This is a genomic window from uncultured Dysgonomonas sp., assembly GCF_900079725.1.
Taxonomy (GTDB): domain Bacteria; phylum Bacteroidota; class Bacteroidia; order Bacteroidales; family Dysgonomonadaceae; genus Dysgonomonas.
Window position 1 is genome coordinate 4318199 of the sequence record NZ_LT599032.1, and the last position, 22718, is coordinate 4340916.

At 36.5% G+C, this 22718-nt stretch carries 19 protein-coding genes; 6 read left to right on the forward strand and 13 right to left on the reverse strand.

Translation table 11 applies throughout. From position 1 onward, the window contains the following. From QZL88_RS17780 to QZL88_RS17830, 11 genes are all read right to left on the reverse strand, one after another. Nucleotides 1-978 carry a glycosyltransferase family 8 protein gene (locus QZL88_RS17780; protein WP_296943406.1) on the reverse strand — a complete coding sequence of 326 codons (978 nt, stop codon included), beginning with the start codon at nt 976-978 and terminating at the stop codon, nt 1-3. 16 nt (nt 979-994) lie between these two features. Beyond that, nucleotides 995-1957, reverse strand: a complete 963-nt coding sequence (locus QZL88_RS17785; protein ID WP_296943409.1) for a glycosyltransferase — start codon at nt 1955-1957, stop codon at nt 995-997. Beyond that, nucleotides 1950-3191 carry a glycoside hydrolase family 99-like domain-containing protein gene (locus tag QZL88_RS17790; protein WP_296943411.1) on the reverse strand — a complete coding sequence of 414 codons (1242 nt, stop codon included), beginning with the start codon at nt 3189-3191 and terminating at the stop codon, nt 1950-1952. Before QZL88_RS17790 ends, QZL88_RS17785 begins: the two co-directional genes overlap by 8 nt. An 11-nt stretch (nt 3192-3202) precedes the next feature. Beyond that, nucleotides 3203-4054 carry a hypothetical protein gene (locus tag QZL88_RS17795; protein WP_296943415.1) on the reverse strand — a complete coding sequence of 284 codons (852 nt, stop codon included), beginning with the start codon at nt 4052-4054 and terminating at the stop codon, nt 3203-3205. Nucleotides 4055-4065: 11 nt separating this feature from the next. Next, nucleotides 4066-5226 carry an acylneuraminate cytidylyltransferase gene (locus QZL88_RS17800; RefSeq protein WP_296943418.1) on the reverse strand — a complete coding sequence of 387 codons (1161 nt, stop codon included), beginning with the start codon at nt 5224-5226 and terminating at the stop codon, nt 4066-4068. A 28-nt stretch (nt 5227-5254) separates the two neighbouring features. Continuing rightward, nucleotides 5255-6127 (reverse strand): N-acetylneuraminate synthase family protein, encoded by an 873-nt coding sequence (locus QZL88_RS17805; protein ID WP_296943421.1) that lies wholly within the window; start codon nt 6125-6127, stop codon nt 5255-5257. After that, a complete protein-coding gene (locus tag QZL88_RS17810) occupies nt 6124-7335 on the reverse strand; it encodes a polysaccharide pyruvyl transferase family protein (RefSeq protein WP_296943425.1) in 1212 nt (403 codons plus the stop codon). Before QZL88_RS17810 ends, QZL88_RS17805 begins: the two co-directional genes overlap by 4 nt. A gap of 36 nt (nt 7336-7371) precedes the next feature. Continuing rightward, nucleotides 7372-8649, reverse strand: coding sequence for an ABC transporter ATP-binding protein (locus tag QZL88_RS17815; RefSeq protein ID WP_296943430.1), 1278 nt, complete (start codon nt 8647-8649; stop codon nt 7372-7374). A 17-nt stretch (nt 8650-8666) separates the two neighbouring features. Next, nucleotides 8667-9530, reverse strand: coding sequence for an ABC transporter permease (locus QZL88_RS17820; protein WP_296943433.1), 864 nt, complete (start codon nt 9528-9530; stop codon nt 8667-8669). Between the two features lie 179 nt (nt 9531-9709). Then, a complete protein-coding gene (locus tag QZL88_RS17825) occupies nt 9710-9937 on the reverse strand; it encodes a hypothetical protein (RefSeq protein ID WP_006797558.1) in 228 nt (75 codons plus the stop codon). A 174-nt stretch (nt 9938-10111) separates the two neighbouring features. Further along, entirely contained in the window at nt 10112-11779 is a 1668-nt protein-coding gene (locus QZL88_RS17830) for an AMP-binding protein (RefSeq protein ID WP_296943438.1), read from the reverse strand. Between the two features lie 559 nt (nt 11780-12338). Between QZL88_RS17830 and mtaB the strand changes: the two genes are divergently transcribed. The 4 genes from mtaB (at nt 12339) to QZL88_RS17850 (ending at nt 16472) form a co-directional block, all read left to right on the forward strand. Further along, nucleotides 12339-13649, forward strand: coding sequence for a tRNA (N(6)-L-threonylcarbamoyladenosine(37)-C(2))-methylthiotransferase MtaB (gene mtaB, locus QZL88_RS17835; protein WP_296943442.1), 1311 nt, complete (start codon nt 12339-12341; stop codon nt 13647-13649). A 3-nt stretch (nt 13650-13652) separates the two neighbouring features. Next, the gene (locus QZL88_RS17840) at nt 13653-14564 is read left to right on the forward strand and encodes a lysophospholipid acyltransferase family protein (protein ID WP_296943445.1); all 912 of its coding nucleotides are present in this window, start codon (nt 13653-13655) and stop codon (nt 14562-14564) included. Further along, nucleotides 14561-15595: a glycosyltransferase family 2 protein gene (locus tag QZL88_RS17845; protein WP_296943448.1), complete on the forward strand. Its 1035-nt coding sequence runs from the start codon at nt 14561-14563 to the stop codon at nt 15593-15595. Before QZL88_RS17840 ends, QZL88_RS17845 begins: the two co-directional genes overlap by 4 nt. Nucleotides 15596-15845: 250 nt before the next feature. Continuing rightward, entirely contained in the window at nt 15846-16472 is a 627-nt protein-coding gene (locus tag QZL88_RS17850) for a DUF4294 domain-containing protein (protein ID WP_296943451.1), read from the forward strand. Between the two features lie 86 nt (nt 16473-16558). On the opposite strand, the gene QZL88_RS17855 is transcribed toward QZL88_RS17850, so the two are convergent. After that, nucleotides 16559-17419, reverse strand: a complete 861-nt coding sequence (locus QZL88_RS17855) for an RNA polymerase sigma factor RpoD/SigA (RefSeq protein WP_006797564.1) — start codon at nt 17417-17419, stop codon at nt 16559-16561. Nucleotides 17420-17652: 233 nt separating this feature from the next. Continuing rightward, entirely contained in the window at nt 17653-19185 is a 1533-nt protein-coding gene (locus QZL88_RS17860; RefSeq protein WP_296943458.1) for a Do family serine endopeptidase, read from the reverse strand. A gap of 288 nt (nt 19186-19473) precedes the next feature. Between QZL88_RS17860 and QZL88_RS17865 the strand changes: the two genes are divergently transcribed. Next, nucleotides 19474-21117: a glycosyltransferase family 39 protein gene (locus QZL88_RS17865; protein ID WP_296943460.1), complete on the forward strand. Its 1644-nt coding sequence runs from the start codon at nt 19474-19476 to the stop codon at nt 21115-21117. Nucleotides 21118-21124: 7 nt separating this feature from the next. Beyond that, complete coding sequence (locus QZL88_RS17870) at nt 21125-22567, forward strand: sodium:solute symporter (RefSeq protein ID WP_296943462.1); 1443 nt, start codon at nt 21125-21127, stop codon at nt 22565-22567. Nucleotides 22568-22718 lie beyond the last annotated feature (151 nt).

The following is a 22718-nucleotide window of genomic DNA, read 5'->3' on the forward strand; positions in this document are numbered from 1 at the left end:
TCAATAATCTTCTATATGGTATATATCTCCTCTGTATCTGTTTCTACATGTTTTATCTATAGATAATTCATGTGGCAACCCCAGACGGGAAACAATTCTATAAATAATATTTCCTATTCTATCTTTTATTCTTTGTTTTTTTGAACGTTGATAAGTATAAATATCTGAAATATATTCTTGTTTATCGGCATATTTGCAAAAAATATATTTGATCGGGCTGGAATATTCTATATGCCATGGTTTTATATGTCCACAAAAGTGGATAATCGTTGGTTTTTTAATTGCTCTTTCTATATCGCGGAAATATTTCCGGCTTATAATGAATTTACTATAGCTGAACAGAAAAAATTCCATTAAATTGAATTTGAAGTCAAGAAGTAATTTTCTGTCACAATAAAATTCATTGATAAAATCTTGATCCCAATAGCAATACTTTCTGGGATTAGAAGTTATCCTCTTTATTGCTTCCGAAAGGATATTGTCCTTTCTCCACTCCTTTAAATTCATCAGGAGAACACCGGCATTGATATATCCCAACGATGGGTCGTAACCTAAACGGTTATACAGCCTTATATTATCATTTTCGGAATCGCGGACACCGGCTATAGCATAATTTTCTATATTAATATCCCATAACTCTTTTAAATTGCCATCAACAATCATATCGCAATCCAAATATAATACTTTATCTAAATCAGTTAATACTGAGGGAAGTAGAAATCTCAGGTAGGTGGCATAGTTTATATGTCCGGATATAGGGAAATCTTGAAATAAATCTTTGTCTATATGATAAAAAAATACGGTTTTCCCATAATCAGCGACCATTTGCTGTATAGTTTTACGGTTAACCTCATTCATATTGTTTGTTAAGAGGTGAAACGTTATATCATCTTGCTTATTATTCTCTAATATCGAATACAGAAGAATTGTGCAATATGGCGCATAATTGTTATCCAAACCACAGGCTATATGTATCATTTTCTTATCATTCTTTTTAATTAAAGATACGAATAAATTTGAACTTTACCCGGAACCAACATTCTTTCATTTTATATAATCTCAGGGATAAAACAGGAAATGAAGTTTCTTTCTCCCACATTGCCCTCAATTCGTATTTTTTTTCATCCGGGTCGAACTGTACGGTATTCATCCAGGCCAGATAACGCCCTATAACCAATAGTTTATTTGTCCAGTAGACATATCCTTTTTTTATGTTGTAATGAAATATTTTCAATTCTTCTTCAAACAATAGTCCTCCGCTAAGGGATTTTGGTGTTACTTTGGAATTATGTTGTCTGAAATAATTGAGATTTTCATAATAATACATTACTTTACCTTGTGCAGCTAATTCGATCCAAAACAAATTATCACCACATGATTTATAGTTCATATATTCTTGTGATATGGAACTTAAAAAAGATTTCTTGAATATTGCTGAACTTGCATTATAGATATCGTTATTGTCTATCAGATGTTTCTTTATATAATCGACACCGTTATATATTTTATATAGCTTCCCTCTGGCTTTGGCTTTCAAGTATGGTTCGCTGCGTAATCCGTTTCGGGTAATTTCCCCTTTTTCATTTACAAAGTAAGAGGTTGAATAAGCTATTGCAGTATTTCTATTTTCTGCTACAGCTTTCGTCAGTTTCTCCAAAAATGTGATATCTGCGTAATCATCGCTTTCTGCAATCCAGATATACTCACCCTTTGCTAATTCAAAGCCTTTGTTCCATTGTATAAAAGTCGAGCCTGAATTGATTGTATTATATACAACATGGCTGACTTTTGGGTGATTTCTATATAATTCTATAATCTCTCTGCTATTATCTATTGAACAATCATCCAGTATTATCAGTTCAAAATCTTGGAAAGTCTGATGCAAAATACTATCAATGCGCTGTTTTAAAAAAGGCGCATGATTGTAGTTGGGTAATATGATAGATATTTCAGACATTTCTTAACTTCTTGTATATGTTATGCAGGTTCTCTATAAGTCTATGCCTACGCGTATTAATTAATTGTTGCAAGGGGAATAGTTCATGTCTTAAATGTTCTGATTCATCTTTTTCGGTTTGGATACATTCAATTAATTTTTTGAGATCTAATTCTAAGAAATCGATATACTTATCTTTATTTTTTATTGGCTTATTTTGCAGGATGTCCGATATTGTTTCTAAATATAAATATCCATGTTTTTTATCCGGTTCAATATGGCATCCTTCTCCCCATTCGTTCCAAGCATTTATAAAAAAATACTGCTGGTCGTCTTTAAATTTTTCTCTTGTATATCCAATTGATTCTTTTAAAGAAAATTGAAATGCTTCCAGAATATTGTTTATAAAAACTGTACCATTTTCTTTTTTTCGGGCTACGTTGTCCCAACACGGGAATACTGTTCTGTATCTCGGATAAGACCGTTTAGTATTAAGATATTGGTAGCTGATGACTTTTGCATAATCATAGAAACGTAAACTACCGTTAGTCTGTATACTTGCTCCAGACGTATTGAAATTTGGTGAAAATTCCATTGCCGCGTCGAATCCGAGTTCTAAGGGATTACTGTTCTTAATGAAGCTTTCTACCCGAATGAGATATAAATCGTTGTATCCATAATTTTTGGCCTTTGATCTCCATATTTTAAGAGTAGCTTCGATATCTGGAAATAATTCACTTCGATAGATTGCAAATACAGGCTTCCCGTCGATTTTGATATATCTCTCGTCACTAAAGACGTGTTCACAGAGATACTTTATATGCTCTGAATCATCTTCCAGAGAATAATCTTGTTTTATGATAATTTCGTTATCCAATCCATCCCATCTTTTTGTCCAGTTCTCATTGGCCCAGATATATAAGAAAGGAAAGTCGGGTTTTCCTGATTTCAGCATGTTTTCCAGAGGAGTCTCAAGCAACTGCTTCCCATTAAACCAGTAATGATAAAACGCAAAGCCATATATTCCATATTCTTTAGCTATTGCTGCTTGTTTTATAAGAACCCCAGGGTCTCGTAAATCATAATAACCGATATCCTCATGAGGTACATGAGGCTGATAATGTCCCTCAAATAAAGGTTTGGCTTTCTTTACATTGGTCCATTCTGTAAAACCATCACCCCAGGCTTTGTCATTTTCGGGTATAGGGTGATATTGAGGGAGGTATATCGCGATGGGACGTATATTATCGTTCATAAATTTAATTCTTAAAGTAAAGATTTGTATTTAACACCTAATTTGATTAATAAACTATTACTATTAATGCAATATAGAGTATTACCCGTCTTTTTTACAGAACTTATGATATATGGAAACGCATTTTCTATTGTTTTTCCATCCGTTTGCTGAAAGCTATAATGAATACCCGCATCCTTAACTAATTGGTATGTAAAGTCTTTCCACTCGAAATCTAATTTTTCTATTTCTTCCTCAAAAAAATAAGAAGATGAATTAAAATCTGTACCTACAAGAAAGATTTCTTTCCCGGGAAACATGATACCGCATATATTCAGTACGGAGGTCAAACTTCCTTTATAATGAAATACTTTCTCATTTAGATTTTCTGCCCATTTTCCACCCTCCAGTTCAGGCGTTATCTCAATGCTATATATGGTACTTTTGTGGGGATATTTATATAATTTTCTACATAGATAATCCCCCATCCAATTAGTAACACTTTCATTTAATTTCTTGTGAAATATACGTCGTTGGATTCTGAATATATTGAAACGGAAAAATGAAAAATATTTATACTTCTGAGCAAATTCTTTATTTGTAATAAAAGTAAGATGTGTCAAACGATCTTTACAACAAACTTCTAAGATATGTTTATAAAAATTTATAGAATTACCGTGTCTGTCATGAAAATATATATGAGTCGGGAGAACACCTGCTTTCTGATAGAAAGCCATAAACTTATTAAAAGCAATTACATATTTACATCTGTTTATATGCTCCTTTTCTTCTTTTGTTAGATCAAGTATAGATAAGCCACTGCCTAATACAATGACCTTATCGATATCTCTATTGTTTAAAACATTAGTATAAAAAATATTCATAATACACAATACTATGCCAGTATCCAATTATCTATAAACTCTCTAACGACACCTTCTCCCCCTCTTTTGTTGAGTATCTTTATATTGGGGATACCCTTAACTTTGTCCACAGCATCGGAAGGACACGCTGCTAAACCTACGTTAGATAATAAGTCGAAGCAATTGAGGTCATCTCCTATATAGGCTACTTCCTGCAACGTAATGCTTTCTTTCTTACATATATCTTTTGCTGCATCCAGCTTGCCTCCACTGATTTTTCCTTGATATAGATAATCTACATTCAGCTTTTTTGCCCTGTTTTCTACTATTTTTGTGTTTTCAGATGTAATTATACCTGTTTTTATTCCGTTTTCCTTTAATAGCCTGATTCCCATACCATCTCTGGTGTTGAATTTTTTTAGCTCATCACCGTTTTCTGAATAATACATTCCGGCATCAGTGAGTACACCGTCCACATCGGTAAGAAATAGTTTTATATTGTGAGTCTGTATTGCATCTCTTTTTAGGATATGCCTTCTCATTATATCCTCTGCAGCACTCCAGTCTTCGAGTTCATCTATTTCAACAGCAGTGTAGTCTGGCATTTCATATATTCCAACTTTTCCGGATAACCGATTTGTCGAATCAATAATATTCCCAACTGTATTGATATAAAAAGCCCCATTCTCCATTAATTTCCCATCAAAGTCTTGCCTGCGGGGGCGATTTTTAAAATCATAGTTGAAGGGGGTACCATCATTATTCCAAAGGAATCGCTTAAATCTTACGGTACTTAGTACCGAATCGTATTGTGATTCTAATAAAAGATTCAATCCGCCTTCTATATCGGCCTTCTGAGTGAAAGGAGATGTTGCTTGTACAAGAATAAAATAGTCGTCCTTAGTCAATGAACTCTTTTTGATATATTCTAGCATTACACTTTCTGTAGATGCCGTATCTGTTGCATTTTGAGGGAGTCTTCGGTATATTCTAACTTTTGAGAAATTAAATTGTAGTATAGTGTCTTCAATTTCGTCGCAATCTGTGGCTACTACTACTTCATCTACTTTGTCCATATCTTGTAGCGCCCCCAATGTCCAAAAAACAAGTGGCTTACCGCAAAAAGATTTAATATTTTTATGTGGTATGGATTTACTTCCACCTCTGACCGGAATAAATGCTATTATAGACATATATTTGTATATAGATAAATGTGGAAAATTACCACTTGATTTGATTCTTCTTCAGTTTATCACGTTGAACTTTTTCTATATCGAGTATTTGCTCTTTTTTGAAAGTGAGAGCTTTATATACAGCGTTGCAATCTCTTACTAATTTGCGTAGACCATCAGGTTCCAATGATGCGGCGTGGTCTGTTCCTTTCCATGTACGGTCGAGTGTAAAATGTCTCTCTATCCATTCTGCACCTAAGGCTACAGCAGCTGAATCTACAGCTATACCCAGATGATGCCCTGAAAAGCCAATTGCTTTAACCCTGTCTTTATATAGGTTCTTTAATCGTGTTATTTCTAATAGTGAGATGTCTTCGAAAGGTACTGGATAGCCCGATGTACAACTATATATAACAAGATCTTTGGCTCGCCCTTTTTGCTCAAAGAATTTAACAATAAGTTCTTCTTCCTCTAAGGTTGTCATTCCGAATGATAGATGTATCTCGCCGGGAAAATGGCCACATAGATGTTTCAATAAATCCTTGTTAAGATTGCAGGCCGAAGGTACTTTTATCAGTTTAGGATCGATACTGATTATTTCTTTTGCAGATGTCTTATCCCATACGGAAGTTGAGTATATCACACCATATTCTTCACACCATTTTTTCAATTGCTTATGCTGTTCCAAATCAAATTCGAGGAATTCTCTATGCGCACCGTAAGTGGCTCCGTATGAATTTGCCGGATTGGGGTGGGGGGCATTATATTCCTCTGAAGTTAAAAGTTCTTTATTACACCTCTTTTGAAACTTTACAACATCGGCTTTACAAAATGTAGCTGCCGTAATTATCATTTCTTTGGCTATGGCCATATCTCCTTTATGGTTGCCACCTATTTCTGCAATAATGGTTGGTTTGGTCATAAGTCATATATTTTTCTAATTTCAGAGACATTATCCATTGTTATATTAAAAAATGTTTCTTGGATATTTGTAATGTCTTCAATAACTATATTCTTATTGTTAAGTAAATATATTGCTTTTTCTAGTAAATCATTTTCGAAATCAGGATTAGTTACTTCACTGCCCCACTCAGAGCGATTGATATCTTTGAGAAACCAACCCATTTTCTCATGGGAAATAATGGATAAAATAGGAGTTTTACAGCCAAAAGGAATCATTTGTGAATGCCCTCTCATCCCAATGACTAATGACGGCTTACTATACTCTTCTATTATTTCAATGGGTGTTTTTATATGCATTAACTCATATTTTATACCGAATGAGTCTAAAAAGGGAATAAAATAATTATCACTTGGCATATGTGAATAATATTTTATCTTGTAGTCCTTACTCAATACTTTTACAACCTTTGCTATAGAAGTCAATATGTTCCCTATCTTTTCACCAAATCGAAGTTGAGTTCTATCAAAAGCACAATTTAATGCAATAAACTTTTCTTCACTATTTCTTTTAACTATGTTTACATTATCAGGGTATAACATTGAAATGATTGTAGTAGGGCATGGCTGGTATCGTAACTTCTCAAAATTTTCCGGATGCAAATAATTTTTTATCATCTCTATTGAACCATAATTTCTTAGCCCTAAGAATGTGCTTTTTTCTGCTAATATATTTAAATGCTCTTTGAAAACGGGTTCAAAATCAGCCTGATTACGGAATCTATTATATCCCACTGCAAATAAGGCTATAGGAACATTAATTTTTTTTAATTGATCCACAGAACAATTCCATTGCCATCCGCTATTATTGTTTGGATTGGTATCCTTAAGAAAAAGACCACCTCCTCCTATGATAATTCCATTACTGCTATTAGCTAATTCAACAATTTTGTCATCTACATATTTGTGAGCATGAATACTTCTCCAATCATATTCGTAATCCAATCCATATTCAATACTGTCTTTAACATTTATCGGTAATATGACGTCTCCTGCATTACCATAGTTGAAAGCGGAGAAGTGAACTACTTTTTTTTCTTTACATATCTCTTTATGAGGTAATATCTCAGGTAGTGATAACTCTTCTATATCATTATTAATCCGACTTTGTTCCTTAACTGCTGGAATTCCTTTTAATAACCTATTCAATATATTTGTAATCTTTTTCATAATAATCATAACTATCTTATTCTAATAAAAGATTGCTTAACTTATCTTTTTTGTAGCCCAAGGGGGAGTGATTTTTATCATTCCACCTCTACTATAACTGAGTGTATGCCCATCTTGAATAATATTTTCCACATCAAATACAATAATATCTTCCATGATTTGTATGGGGCCAACTCCAATAATGCCACAAGCAACGGTCAGGCTATAACTCCCAACGTTTAGTAAGTCAGGTAAAGATATATCCGCTTCATAATCACCTGCTTTTCTCATTTCATAGAGTTGTTTATCTGTATCTATGTCCCACGACCTGAAAAGAAGAGTTGCATCCTTACTCAGAGAAAAAGACATATTTGTTCCCTTTATATCACGATGAACTGTATATTTTATTTTTATTTTGAATTTATCATTAATGTCATAAATATCCTCCTCTGTTTTGTTTTCGGCCAGTATAGAGACATCAGTAATTGAGATTTCTTTTCGAGGGTCAGCTTCTATATGTACGCTTTTTTGTCCATCCCCACCATTACTCCTGATGTATAGATCTGTAATTTTTTCGATTCCTCCGATTTCTCTGATTGTTCCGTTTTCCAATAGTACTCCGGTGTGGCATAATCTTCGAATAGATGCCATATTATGACTTACGAATAAGACAGTCTTACCTTCACCGGTTGAGACTTCCTTCATTTTATTGATTGCTTTTCTTTGAAATTCAGCATCCCCAACAGCCAAAACCTCATCAACTACCAGTATTTCCGGTTCAAGATGTGCGGCGATAGCAAATCCCAAACGTACAGTCATACCTGAAGAATATCTTTTAGCAGGAGTGTCTATATATTTTTCCACGCCAGCAAAGTCTATTATTTCATCCAGTTTTCGTGTTATTTCATGTTTGGTCATACCCATGATGGTACCATTCATGTAGATGTTTTCTCGTCCGGTCAGTTCAGGGTGAAACCCTGTACCTACCTCTAATAAGGATGCAATCCGTCCTTTTGCTTTTATTATTCCTGTCGAAGGAGTAGTTACACGCGATAATAGTTTCAAAAGGGTGGATTTTCCCGCTCCATTTCGTCCTATAATCCCAACTACATCCCCTTGTTCGACTTCAAAATTGATATCTTTCAACGCCCATACATATTGGCTTATAGCTTTAGAGCTTCTGTCGTTCACCTCTCCCACTTTCAGGTATGGGTCTTCTTTCCCTCTTACAAGATGCCACCACCGGTTAAGGTCATGGCTGATAGTTCCCGTACCGACCACCCCAAGACGATATTGTTTTGATACGTTTTCAAACTTTATTGCTATATTCGACATTTTCCGTTTTTTTATTATTATACTACATCTATAAAGTTTCTTTCAACTTTATTAAAGATCCCAATCCCGGCAATCAATACAACCACGGTAACACCAAAACTATATCCAAGTGAAGCCCACGAAAACTCGCCTGTACCCATCGTGGCAAATCTGAAGGTTTCTACGATAGGAGTCAGTGGATTTAATGCAATAATCCATTTGTATTCACTATATCTCTCCGACATTATCGACAAAGGGTATATTATAGGGGTTATATACATCCACAATGAAACCAGAAAGCCAATGAGGATACCCATATCCCTGTATTTTGTTGTCATAGAAGAGATGATAATGCCTGTTCCGATGGCGAAACAAGCTGTCATTAATATCAGAAGAGGGAATAATAATATGTATATATTGGGTGCTATATTTGTTCCTTCAGCATAATGAAAATATAGGTAGATCACTGCAAAAGTAATAACCTGTATAGCCAGTTTCAACATTGTGGATATGGCACCCGAAATAGGTACAACCATCCGGGGAAAATACACTTTGCTGAAGACGCCCGCATTGCCAAGAAATGTTCCCTGAGCTCTGCCTAAGCATTCTGCAAAATAGTTCCATATCAAAATTCCCGATAAGTAAAATAAAGGCTGAGGTAAGCCGTCTGTCGGAATATTTGCAATTCCTGCAAAAACAAACATGTACATAATTGTAGTAAACAAAGGTTGAATAATGTACCAGAGAGGGCCTAAAACAGTTTGTTTATATGCTGTTACAATGTCACGATGTATGTACCTCTTTATGAGGTCTCTATACTTCCATGTCTCCCCGAAGTTCAAAGAGAAGTTACTTTCACGAGGTTTTATTATTATATCCCAATGCTCTTTTTCAGATTCCATTTATTATGTTTTTGTTTGTGTTCTATTGATCCGCGTGCAAAGATAGCTATTTTTACTCAATTATTTATTAAAATAACTGCCTTTGATTGTGAATATTACGGATAAATAGTTAATAAAAAAAACCTATATGAGTCTTACTCATACAGGCTTCTGTAATCTTTAGCTGGTTATAGCTCAGATTATTTCTTTGGAGCAGTAGCAGCAGCGATTGAATCTTCAATAGCTTTAGTAGCAGCAGCGATTGAATCTTCGATAGCTTTAGCTTTAGCAGCAGCTTCTTCAGCAGCTTGAACTGCAGCGATTGAGTCGGCAGTAGCTTTAGCTTTAGCTTCTTCAGCAGCTTTATTACTACATGATGCGAAAGAGATTGCAATAACAGCAACAGCAAATAATACTAATTTTTTCATTTTTCTTTTCTATTAAAACTTAAACGGTAAATGTATTTGAGTTATTTCTGATAACACGATGCAAAGATATATATATTTCTTTACATGTTGTATAGCATAATTATGTTTTTTTTAGTGTTTTTCTTATTTTCTTCCAAAATGATGCATTTAAGTCTAATTTTGTGAAATAACTCTTTAGTTTTCATAGAGATATCTTTTTATGCTTTTTTTAGGAGTTTTCTCAAACTCGCTCGGATATATCTGTATTGCTGTTATGTTTTCGTAACTGGCCAACTGCTTATTCAGGTTCTGCCTGTTTTCTTCCATGATAGCCGGAAGCATTTCCTGTTCTACATGTGCGGCATCCATTGTTTCATAATCGGGATGAGTTAATGCAACCAGCTTCCCGTTCCTTTCTACGACAAGGCTTTCGAGTACAAACGGCATATTATTCAATCGGGCTTCTATCTCCTCCGGAAATATGTTTTGTCCGCTTGGGCCTAACAACATTGTTTTGCTACGACCTCTGATAAATATCCTGTTGTTGCTGTCTATTGTACCCAGGTCGCCTGTTCGCAGCCATCCGTCTTCGGTAAATGAAGCTTTGGTTGCCTCTTCATTCTTATAGTATCCCATCATTACATTCTCCCCTCTGACCTGTATCTCTCCTACTGTATTGTAAGGATCGTCGGAATCAATCCTGACCTCCATTATATTATCTAATATTTTACCGCATGAGGTTGGAATAAAATCATAATTATGGTCATATGAAATAAGAGGTGCACATTCGGTCATGCCATAACCTACAGTAAACGGAAATTTTATTTTGTGCAGAAAGGCTTCCACTTCTTTGTTTAAAGCGGCTCCACCGATAATTACCTCATGGAAGTTGCCGCCAAGACCTTCCATCATGCCCTTTCGTATTTTTGAATATATCTGATCTCTTACAATCGGTATTTTCAGAGCCATTTTAATGGCCGGCTTTTCTATTTTTGGGAGTATGGATTTTTTGTATATTTTTTCTATAACCAAAGGTACGGAAATAATTAGGTGAGGTTTTATTTCGGCAAAGGCTTCTGCCAGTATCTTCGGAGATGGCGCTTTCCCTAATAGGGTTGTATGAGAACCTTCGGTAAGGGAATACAGGAATTCGAAGGCACAGCCATAGGCATGGGCCAAAGGCAAGAATGATACTATGTTTTGCCCTCTGAATAAAAGTTTCAGGTAATGCGCATGCGTGATATTGCCGGCGAGGTTGTTTGCAGAAAGCATTACACCTTTGCTAAATCCCGTTGTACCTGAAGTATAATTAATGAGTACAAGTTCTGAGTTGTCTACCTTGGCATATTTTATATCGTCTTTTTTATATCCGTCGGGATATTTCTTTTTCATCTTTTCGTCTAATGAATCGACGATAAGCGATAGTTTTTCGCCTTTTTGTTCATGGAGGCATTTATAACTGTTGTCGTTCACCGAGAATACCCCTCGTATTTTGGGTAGGTGATCTTCGTCAAGAGAGTCCCATATCTGGCTACTCGAAAACAGAAGGACTGCTTCGGAATGATTTATGATATGCTGAACACTGTCGGCATGGAAATCCTGTAGTATAGGTACTATAATGCCGCCGTATGTGATGACAGCCAGGTAAGTGACGCACCAAGGTATATTGTTTTTTCCTATAAGGGCTATTTTTTCACCTTTTTTTATTTGAGCTTCTTCCAGTATAATATGTATACGGGCTATCTCATAAGCTAAGTCTTTGTAGTATAATGTTTTTTGTTCTGAATAATCGGATAGTCCTTTTAATTCCCAGTTATTTTTAAAGCTATTGGCGTATAAATCGATCAGGTTTTCTTTAATCATGAAAATTGCTCATTTTAGGTGAATTTGTGCAAAAATAAATAGTCTCCTTATATTCTACAAGTATTTTATCACTAAAATTGCGACAATTGTTGTAATTTTGTACTCTTTTAAATTGAGGGTTCATTCGAATTTGGTGCTATATGGTTTAATCCCAGATGAATGTATGATTCCCTCGAAAATTTATCTATATACTAAACAGCGTGATATTTTCAGCTGTTTAATTTATGGTTCTTTGAAGATTGGAAAAAGTAAAAATAAAAAGTCTGTGATAGGTGTTACTTTTGTTACTTTTTTATCAGAGGAGGATGAACGGTTGATGCAGGAATGCAAATTGGTAAATAGTAACATGTGAGGGCAGATTAAAAAGTTGTCACCTTTGTTACCTTTTAACGATGTTTTGCAAAAGAAGGTTAATATAATGAAAGTTCTGACAGATTATAGTTAATATATAGATAGGTCATAGTTTGAACCTGTTACTTTGTTTACATAATATTTTATAGTTTTTAGATATACAATACTGAAGCTGATAATGGAATTTGTCAGCTAAAAGCTAAATGCAATGATAGATAATTCGATATTTGAAAATAAAAAAGCAGCCTATCTCACATTAGGCTGCAAATTGAATTTTGCCGAGACTTCTGCTATCGGGAAGCAGCTCTCGCAAGTAGGTGTTCGTCGGGCCAGAGAAGGGGAAATCGCAGAGATATGTGTAATAAATACTTGTTCGGTTACTGAGTTTGCTGACAAGAAATGTCGTCAGGCTGTTCGTAAATTGATCAAAGAAAATCCGGGGGCATATGTAATCGTGACGGGTTGTTATGCTCAACTCAAACCGGAAGATATAGCCGGTATTGAGGGTGTGGATATTGTATTAGGCTCAGAGCAGAAGCTCGATGTAGTTGCATATTTGGATGAGTTGAAGAAGAAAGACAAGGGGGTAGTACATACATCGAAAACAAATAAAATAAAGTCGTTTGTTCCTTCCTGTTCGCAAGACGACCGTACCCGTTATTTTCTGAAAGTGCAGGACGGATGTGATTATTTCTGTTCATTCTGTACTATACCTTTTGCACGTGGGCGTAGCCGTAACGGCACTATTGAGAGTATGGTGAAACAGGCTCAGGAAGTGGCAGCAAAAGGAGGAAAGGAAATTGTGCTTACAGGAGTGAATATCGGTGATTTCGGACGTACGACAGGGGAGACATTCTTTGATCTGATAAGGGCATTAGACGAGGTAGAGGGTATTGAACGCTATCGCATATCGTCTATTGAACCAAATTTGCTGACTGACGAGATTATAGATTTTGTGTCAAAGTCGAACCGTTTTGCACCGCATTTCCATATTCCGCTGCAATCGGGTTCTGATGCAGTGTTGAAGTTGATGCGCCGCCGGTATGACACAGCATTGTTTCGTCACAAAGTGGAGAAAATAAAGGCGATTATGCCTGATGCGTTTATCGGGGTGGATGTAATTGTAGGTACAAGGGGGGAGACAGATGAATACTTCGAAGAGACTAAACAGTTTCTGGAAGGCCTTGATTTTTCTCAGCTTCACGTTTTTACATATTCTGAACGCCCGAATACGCAAGCCTTGAAGATAGAACACGAGGTGGATCCTAAAACAAAACATGCCCGATGCAAAGTTTTACTCGATTTATCGGATAATAAACTGGAAGCATTTTACCAGTCGCAGCAGGGTACACAACGTAAAGTCTTGTTTGAGCATGCTCAGCATGATAATATGATGTACGGATTTACTGAGAACTATGTGAAGATAGAAACACCATACCAGGCAAGTAAGGCAAATGAAATAAAAATAGTTACCTTAGGAGATTTTAATAAAGTAAAAACAGCACTGGTAGAAAATTAAGAGATGAACGGACTGTTATATTACATACTATTTGCATGGATGTATTTGCACGCCCTATTGCCATTCAGGGTATTGTATATATTATCCGATATACTTTATTTTTTCGTCTATAAAATAGCCGGTTATCGATTAAAGGTAGTCAGGCATAATCTGCAAGCCTGCTTTCCGGAGAAGACCAAGCAGGAAAGATTGACCATAGAGCGGGAATTCTATCATCACTTTTGCGATTATTTTGTGGAAACACTGAAGCTATTGCATATATCTGATGAAGAAATGCAAAGACGGATGCAGTTCAATAATGTGGAGCAAATAAAAGAACTGATGAAAGATGGAAATTCCGCCTTGATGTTCCTTGGGCATTATTGCAACTGGGAATGGGTTACGTCTATCAATCTTGATTTTAAGCAAGAGGGAAAGATTCTTTTAGGTGAAATATATAAGCCGTTGAAAAATAAGGCTATAGATGACTTGTTCCTCAAGATACGAAGCCGCTTCGGCTCTCTTGCCATCTCTAAACAAGATACATTCCGGGTCATTGTAAAGCTTCGCAATGAAGGCAAGCAGACCTTGATCGGTTTTATGGCAGACCAAACACCTGCATGGAGGAATATTCATTACTGGACTCCTTTTCTTAATCAGGAAACGCCTGTCTTTACCGGAGTAGAGCGTATTGCGAAGCAAACAGGCTTCGCGGTTGTCTATCTGGATATGGAGAAAGTAAAGAGGGGGCATTATAAAGCTACCGTTCGCCTGATTACAGACGATCCGAAAGAAGAACCCGAAAATAATATTACAGAAACATATATCAGGGCTATGGAAAAGACGATTCTTCGCAATCCGGCTTACTGGCTCTGGACTCATAAGCGTTGGAAACGGACTAGAGAAGAAGTGGAAGCAATGCAACAACAAAAATGAAAAAAGTAGCAGTTGTTATTCTTAACTGGAATGGTAAGGTGCTTTTAGAACAATTCCTGCCTTCCGTGATACGATATACTACACATCCTGATGTGGAACTTGTTGTCGCTGATAACGGTTCAACAGACGATTCTGTCGCATTTCTTCAATCTGTATATCCTCAGATTACCCGGATTGTCTTACCTAAGAATTACGGTTTTGCCGAAGGGTATAACAAAGCCCTGAAAGAAGTGGAGGCTGAATATTATGTCCTGCTCAACTCGGATGTTGAAGTAACCGATGGTTGGCTGTTGCCTATGATAGACCATCTGGATAATAATAAAGATATAGTTGCTGCTCAACCCAAAATGCTGGCTCAGAGAGATAAAGCATATTTTGAATATGCGGGAGCATCCGGCGGATTTCTCGATAAATACGGTTATCCCTTTTGCCGAGGACGTATTTTTATGCACGTGGAGGAAGATAGGGCGCAATATGATGAGCCGATCGATGTGCTTTGGGCTACTGGTGCGTGCCTGTTTATCCGTTCTAAGGATTTTTTCGAGGTGGGAGGTTTTGATGCATCTTTCTTTGCTCATATGGAGGAGGTTGATCTTTGCTGGCGTTTGAATTGTCGGGGAAAGCGGATTGTTTGTCTGCCTTCATCGGTCGTTTATCATGTAGGTGCCGCCACATTGAAAAAAGAAAGCCCGCGCAAGACTTTTCTCAACTTCCGCAACAATCTGATTATGCTTTATAAGAATTTGCCACAAGAGAATTTAAAGAGGGTAATGATTATCCGGCTCATTCTTGATTATATTGCCGCCATTCAGTTTACTCTTACAGGTAAATATACCAATGCGAAAGAGGTTATCCGGGCACATCGGGACTTTTATGATAATAGAAAGAGGTATCGTCAGGCACGTTGCGAGAACTTGCAAAAAAGAGTGGTGAGGGAGGTTAAAGTGATTTACCCGAAAAGTATCCTTGCTGCATATTACCTGAAATGGGTGAGAACTTTTTCTAAATTACAGGGCTTTGCTGACTTATAATTATTCTGCGTATTAAGATTATTTATGTGCGTTTTTTCGAAGAATCTTTATCTATGGTTGTGAGTGTATAACTTTTATACAGGCTCACCGTTCTTTGAAAAAATGATATACCATACCATATTACGAAAAACAACAACTAGTCACTGTTATATTCTGATGCAAAATAAAACACCTGCCAGCTTAATTTATTCTAAAAATGATTTCTCTGTCTATTTTTCTTGTATATTTGAATGTTTTTATTCACTGAAATATGAAGAGAGTTTTATCTGTACTATGTTTCCTTTTGCTTCTTTCTGTGTCGGTTAAGTCGCAGGATGAGAAGCCTAAGACATATATTGATATAGCAGCTATATATGAAGGTGATACTATTGCTGTGGTTCAGCTAAAACCTGTTTATATATTTGGACAAATCAAATTTAAAAACAATAAGGAGAGACAGGAATATTCCAAACTGGTGCGGGATGTGAAAATAGCGTATCCTTATGCTAAAACAATAGCATACTCCATCATAGAAACCTACGAATATATGGAGACTTTGCCCACCGAAAAGGCGAAGCAAAAATATCTGGAAGATGTGCAGAAGTATATGATGGCCGAGTATAAGCCTAAGATGAAAAAGATGACCAAGAATCAGGGTAAGATATTGGTAAAGCTTATCGACCGGGAATGTAATACTCCTTCATACAATATTGTAAAAGCTCTTGTCGGCAGTTTCAAAGCGGGAGTATATAATGCTTTTGCGGGGCTTTTTGGCAACAGCCTGAAAACGAAATATGACCCTAATGATAAGGATGCATCGATAGAGGCTATTGTTATTCAGATAGAGCAGGGGACAATAGATTATAATTACGCCCGTAATTATCACGGATTCAGATAAAGCGATAAAACTTCGGACGAGACAAAATAAAAAGAGAGCAAGTCTCCTTACTCTCTTTATCCTTTGAACTTTCGGTTAAGAACCTTTTAACCTAAGTAGCTTTTTAGTAATTTGCTTCGTGAGTTTTGACGTAGACGCTTAATTGCTTTTTCCTTGATCTGACGTACACGTTCACGTGTGAGTTGGAATTTATCACCAATTTCTTCCAGGGTCATTTCCTGATATCCGATACCGAAGAACATTTTGATAATTTCACTTTCTCTTTCTGTCAATGTTGATAATGCACGCTCAATTTCTTGTTGTAGCGATTCGTTTATCAACGTACGGTCAGCAATTGGGGCATCGTCATTTACAAGTACATCCAACAAGCTGTTGTCCTCACCTTCGACAAAAGGTGCGTCCATTGAAATGTGTCGTCCTGAAACTTTCAGCGAATCGGCGATTTTATCAACTGGTATGTCTAATTGCTCGGCAAGTTCTTCTGCAGACGGTTTGCGTTCGTTTTCCTGTTCAAATTTGGAGAAAGCTTTGCTGATCTTGTTCAGCGAGCCCACCTGATTGAGTGGAAGGCGTACGATACGCGATTGTTCTGCTAATGCCTGCAATATAGATTGGCGAATCCACCATACTGCGTAACTGATAAATTTAAACCCTCTGGTTTCGTCGAATTTTTCTGCAGCTTTGATAAGTCCCAGATTTCCCTCATTGATTAAGTCGGGTAAGCTTAACCCCTGATTCTGGTATTGTTTTGCAACAGATACAACGAATCTAAGATTAGCCCTCGTAAGTTTTTCAAGCGCCGCTCTATCACCTTTTTTTATGGCTTGCGCTAATTCTACTTCTTCTTCGACTGTAATCAGGTCTTCACGACCAATTTCTTGCAAATACTTGTCTAGAGATGCACTCTCACGATTTGTAATTGACTTTGTAATCTTTAACTGCCTCATATATAAGTATATATGTTAAAATGTCCCAAAAATGTTTGCAAATATAGTAAAAATAATGCTATATATGGCTATCTGTTTGGGCTTAATGTCAGATAGCTTTAGTTAATAATACTCAATTGTTGTTTTTGCTTACTTACTTAAAGTTTATATCTAAGTTATATACAAATAAATAACGCTTAAGTAAGATGTTTAGTTTTTTACTTAAGCGTTATTTGATATTTGTTAAGTTAATGTTACTCGCTTAAATCTACTGCATAATATTTTCTTGATCCGTTAGCTGTTATTCCGGTTATGAATAGCGCCTTGTCCTGACTGTTGGCTGTGGCGGTGATGATGCGTTCTACCTCGTTGGCTGAAGATACAGGCTGATTGTTGATTTTCTGTATAATAAATCCTTTAGCTATACCTTCTTTGTGGAATTTACCGCTATTGTCTACACCTGCCACTTCCACACCATAGCTAACGCCTAAAGATTTCTTCTTTTCGGCAGTAAGGTCTTTGAATGCAGCTCCTACACTGGCAATACCGTCTTCTTTTTTCACAACCGAAGTGCTGCCTGCGCTGTTTTTGAGAGTTACATCGAATGTCTTGGTTGAAGTTCCACGTACTACATCTACTTTAACTTTGTCACCCGGACGGAATCTGTTTACTTGTTCCTGTAGTTCGCTAACTGTTTTTACCTTCACTCCATTCACCGCTGTGATGACATCCCCTTCTTCTATTCCGGCTTGTTTAGCAGGACTCATATCTGCAAATCCACCAACATAAGCACCCTCATTTATTTTCAGGTTCTTTGTTTTTTCGGGGTCAGCTTCTTTTGCCGCAGCCACTTCGCCTATCTGTACGCCGAGAACAGCGCGTTGTACAGTGCCATACTCCTTAATGTCAGCTACTACTTTTCCGGCAATTGAAATAGGTACGGCAAATCCATATCCGGAAAAGTCACCGGTCTGAGAGTAGATGGCAGTATTGATTCCTATGAGTTCACCATTGGTGTTAACTAATGCACCTCCACTGTTTCCCCGGTTGATGGCAGCGTCGGTTTGTATATATGATTGAATACTCATATCTACTCCACCTCGGTTACCTCCGCTTATGTTTCCACGACCTTTGGCGCTGACGATTCCGGCTGTAACTGTAGATGTCAGGTTGAATGGGTTTCCTACTGCCAATACCCACTCACCAACTTTCAGATTGTCGGAGTTTCCAAATGGAATATATGGAAACTCTTTGCCTTCTATCTTCAGTAAAGCTATATCGGTAACAGGGTCTGTTCCTACCAGTTTTGCAGTGTATTTACTGTTGTCGTTCAATGTAACTTCTATTTCATCGGCTTTGTCGATGACATGATTGTTTGTGATTATAAATCCATCGGCAGAGATTATTACACCCGAACCAAAACCGACGCTCGGCTGAGGTTGTCCGTAACCCTGTCCGCCACGGTCACCGAATCCGAAGAAATATTCGAAGGGATCGATCATTCGCTGGCGTCCCTGACCTTGCGAGGTCTGTGCCTTCACAGTAGACTTGATGTGTACTACCGCATGAATAGAATTTTCTGCAGCTTTTGTAAAATCAGGATAACCGTCAGCAGTCAGGCTTGCCAGATGTACTCCTTTCTGGTCAAATTCGGTTCCGTAATTATAGGTGTCAGCGGTGCTGTATCCTCTTTTGTAATCCATGAAGCTATACATTCCATATGTAGCTCCTATACTCACTAATGCAACCACAATGTAGGTTGAAATATTTTTCCAAACTTTATTCATATGCAAGTATTATTTAAATTGTTTGTTAATCCATTTATTTTTATTTCAAATGTAAACACAAAAAGTGTACACTTAGTGCGGTATAACTCCATTTTTTAACACTTTTAACCGAGATGAAAATCTTTATTGCAATTTTAACAATTCGGTCGGACTTTTTGTCAGTTTAACGTAAATGTTCTAAAGTTAGAGATGACAATCTTTTGAAAAATCGTACCTTTGCGCGCAAAATATGAATGCGGATTTTTATCTGTCTTTAAAAGCTAATTCATTCAGCTAATAAAATTTTAAATGAAAAAGACTTTACAAGCCTTTCTAATATTGATAGCAGTATTACTTGTATTATTCCTGTTATCAATAATTTTTATAAAAATCGGCATCTTTTACGAAGAAAATCAATCTTTCAAAGAACTTTTTCAGATAGCAAATGATCTGTCAGGCTTAAATTATATCATTTTTCTAAGTATATTGACTTCTTTCATCATTCTTGCTGTTTATTGTATACTAAAGATAAATATTTTGTATCCTCATACAGCATCTTTCTGTTCGTACATCGGCAGGGCAATAAAGAGTATATGGAACGATTTGAATGGCAGATATGTATTGTTAATATTGCTCACGCCTCTTATTACATCTATCTATTTCGCTATTGTATTACCTATATCATATGACGAGGCACTCACTTATGTTGATTTTACAAATAATCCGATCTTATATTGTATCTCGTCTTATCCCGCTCCGAATAATCATGTTTTTCATTCTATAATAACGCATATAACCAAGCATATTCCGGTTTTTGATATCTTATTCCGTTTGCGGATATCGTCGATTGTGATCTCTATACTGACATGGGCTATTGCTTATTCTTTTGTCAAAAGATACTATTCGCGGAAAGTGGCGTTGTTTTCAGTTGCCATTTCGTCTATGTTATTTATGTCTATCTACTATAGTTATATGTCGAGGGGATATGCTTTGGTAACTTTCTTCTTTGTCATATCCCTGTATGCTACATTTAATATAATAAAGCATGGCAGTAGAAATAAAGATTGGGCTATATTCTCTATATGCAGTGTTCTTGGTTTTTATGCTGTGCCTTCTTACCTCTATCCTTTTGTTACTCTGAATTTCATAATCTTATTGTATAACTATAAGAATATAAAACAACAATTCGTATTCAACCTATTCATAACGCTTGCAACATTGCTCTGTTATACACCGATTATATTACATCAGGGTTTTGGAGTGTTGTCTATAACACCGGGTGACCGCATGGGAGTATTGGCTTTGTTCCCTCTTTTCTTCAGGAATACTTTCAGTGAAATTTATGGCCTGCATCTTATATACACATTTATTGCTATCGGCATACCGTTTATAATAGCCCTATTGAAAAAGAAAAAGGAGATACTTAAACTCTGGATCATATTTGGTTTGGCTCCGGTCATACTTTTAGCAATACACTCTGTCATTCCCTTTCCTCGTACATTCATATATTATGGTTTTGTAGTCTTATTCCTGATGGGTATATCTGTTTCGGAATACATAGAAAAGATACCTGTGAAATGTCTGATAATATTGCTTCTCGTGTTACAGGCCGGGCTGTTTTATAACTTCAAAAATAATATTGAGGAATATGAGAGTTTCAATATAGGCTTCCACGATGTAAGCGAGAAATTTATTGAAGATGGTAAAACTTTCTATGTCCTCAGTGGACTGAATATCGAGAGTCACAAATTTGAGATGATGCTGAGAGGATACGATTATAGTAAATCAAAGTATGACAGGGTATTCATAGACTTTGAAGATTTCAGATTGGTAAATACAGATACTCTCAAAGGCAATTTCGATTACATTGTCATTGATAAGGAATGGGATAGAACAGAGGCAAGAAAACCTGTATATTCCAATAAAACATTGAATGTGTATATAATGAATTGAATGCGTTATGGGTATTACTATTCTGATTATCATTGCAGTATATTTTGCTGTGTTATTACTTATCTCTCATGTTGTAAGTAAAAAAGACAGCAATAATGATGCTTTCTTCCTCGGAAACAAAAAATCCCCATGGTATATTGTTGCTATAGGCATGCTCGGAGATTCTATTTCGGGAGTCACATTCGTTTCTGTTCCCGGAATGGTGGGACAATTCGATATGGCTTATATGCAGATGGTCCTGGGCTTTTTTCCCGGTTATCTCATTGTTGCCTTTGTGCTATTGCCCTTATACTATAAGCTCAACCTGACTTCTATTTATGGTTACCTGCAACAGCGTTTTGGCTTGTTCTCATATAAAACAGGTGCGTCATTCTTTATATTATCGCGAATTGTAGGAGCGGCCTCTAAATTATATCTAATCGTATTGATCTTGCAGACATTGGTTTTCGATCAGTGGCATGTACCATTTTATGTGACGGTTATTGTTATTGTAGCCCTGATATGGACTTACACGCATCGAAGCGGGATGAAGACAATCGTCTGGACCGATGCTCTGCAAACTATATGCCTTTTAGCGGCGCTAGGACTTATTATCTGGCAGGTGGCTTCGAAGATGGGTTTCGATATCTCGCAGGTTGCTGATACTATCCGGAGTAGCAGGCATAGCCGCATCTTTGTTTTTGATGACTGGGTGTCTAAGCAAAACTTTTTTAAGCAGTTCTTCAGCGGGATACTTATTGTGATAGTTATGACAGGTCTGGATCAGAATATGATGCAGAAAAACCTTACATGCAAGACACTGAAAGATGCCCAAAAGAATATGGTAAGTTATGGATTTGGCTTTATTCCTATGAACTATCTGTTTTTGTCGCTGGGTATATTGTTGCTCGCATTTGCGACCCAATATGGAATTACGCTTCCGGATAATCCCGATCAGATATTACCAATGTTAGCTACCGAATATTTAGGAATGCCAGTCCTGATTTGTTTTACCATAGGTATTATAGCTGCATCCTTTTCCAATGCAGATTCCGCACTGACATCACTTACGACCTCTGTATGTGTGGATCTGCTGAATGTGGAGAAGAAGGATGCTAAAGAAGCCAGGAAAATAAGAGGTAGAGTACATCTGCTTGTCTGTATAGTATTTTTACTGGTTATCTTCTTTATTGACCATATAAATCAGACGAGTATATTAGATACTATTTATAAAGCGGCGTCATATACTTACGGACCTTTGCTGGGACTATTCTTTTTCGGTCTATTTACAAGGATAAATATAAAGGACAGGTTTGTCCCTATTGTCTGTATTCTTGCTCCTCTGTTAAGTTACGCCTTTGAATATACCTTACTGCATACTCTGGACTATAGGGTAGGATATGAGATTCTTCTTCTGAATGGTTTACTTACTATAGCCGGATTATTACTTTTATCAAAGAAAGGGGAATGAGATTAAAGTAGAGTTGAATTGAAAAAGTAACAAAGGTAACACGAAAAGCAATGAATAATTAATAATTAGCTTGTCATGCTGAGCGGAACGAAGCATCTCGTCAGTGAACCTCGTACCTTGTCTATTTTACCTATTCACTCACTACTTATTA

Excerpts from the sequence above, each read along its gene's own strand:
- QZL88_RS17780 (WP_296943406.1), bottom strand. The coding sequence starts at position 978 with ATGATACATATAGCCTGTGGTTTGGATAACAATTATGCGCCATATTGC.
- QZL88_RS17785 (WP_296943409.1), bottom strand. The coding sequence starts at position 1,957 with ATGTCTGAAATATCTATCATATTACCCAACTACAATCATGCGCCTTTT.
- QZL88_RS17790 (WP_296943411.1), bottom strand. The coding sequence starts at position 3,191 with ATGAACGATAATATACGTCCCATCGCGATATACCTCCCTCAATATCAC.
- QZL88_RS17795 (WP_296943415.1), bottom strand. The coding sequence starts at position 4,054 with ATGAATATTTTTTATACTAATGTTTTAAACAATAGAGATATCGATAAG.
- QZL88_RS17800 (WP_296943418.1), bottom strand. The coding sequence starts at position 5,226 with ATGTCTATAATAGCATTTATTCCGGTCAGAGGTGGAAGTAAATCCATA.
- QZL88_RS17805 (WP_296943421.1), bottom strand. The coding sequence starts at position 6,127 with ATGACCAAACCAACCATTATTGCAGAAATAGGTGGCAACCATAAAGGA.
- QZL88_RS17810 (WP_296943425.1), bottom strand. The coding sequence starts at position 7,335 with ATGAAAAAGATTACAAATATATTGAATAGGTTATTAAAAGGAATTCCA.
- QZL88_RS17815 (WP_296943430.1), bottom strand. The coding sequence starts at position 8,649 with ATGTCGAATATAGCAATAAAGTTTGAAAACGTATCAAAACAATATCGT.
- QZL88_RS17820 (WP_296943433.1), bottom strand. The coding sequence starts at position 9,530 with ATGGAATCTGAAAAAGAGCATTGGGATATAATAATAAAACCTCGTGAA.
- QZL88_RS17825 (WP_006797558.1), bottom strand. The coding sequence starts at position 9,937 with ATGAAAAAATTAGTATTATTTGCTGTTGCTGTTATTGCAATCTCTTTC.
- QZL88_RS17830 (WP_296943438.1), bottom strand. The coding sequence starts at position 11,779 with ATGATTAAAGAAAACCTGATCGATTTATACGCCAATAGCTTTAAAAAT.
- mtaB (WP_296943442.1), top strand. The coding sequence starts at position 12,339 with ATGATAGATAATTCGATATTTGAAAATAAAAAAGCAGCCTATCTCACA.
- QZL88_RS17840 (WP_296943445.1), top strand. The coding sequence starts at position 13,653 with ATGAACGGACTGTTATATTACATACTATTTGCATGGATGTATTTGCAC.
- QZL88_RS17845 (WP_296943448.1), top strand. The coding sequence starts at position 14,561 with ATGAAAAAAGTAGCAGTTGTTATTCTTAACTGGAATGGTAAGGTGCTT.
- QZL88_RS17850 (WP_296943451.1), top strand. The coding sequence starts at position 15,846 with ATGAAGAGAGTTTTATCTGTACTATGTTTCCTTTTGCTTCTTTCTGTG.
- QZL88_RS17855 (WP_006797564.1), bottom strand. The coding sequence starts at position 17,419 with ATGAGGCAGTTAAAGATTACAAAGTCAATTACAAATCGTGAGAGTGCA.
- QZL88_RS17860 (WP_296943458.1), bottom strand. The coding sequence starts at position 19,185 with ATGAATAAAGTTTGGAAAAATATTTCAACCTACATTGTGGTTGCATTA.
- QZL88_RS17865 (WP_296943460.1), top strand. The coding sequence starts at position 19,474 with ATGAAAAAGACTTTACAAGCCTTTCTAATATTGATAGCAGTATTACTT.
- QZL88_RS17870 (WP_296943462.1), top strand. The coding sequence starts at position 21,125 with ATGGGTATTACTATTCTGATTATCATTGCAGTATATTTTGCTGTGTTA.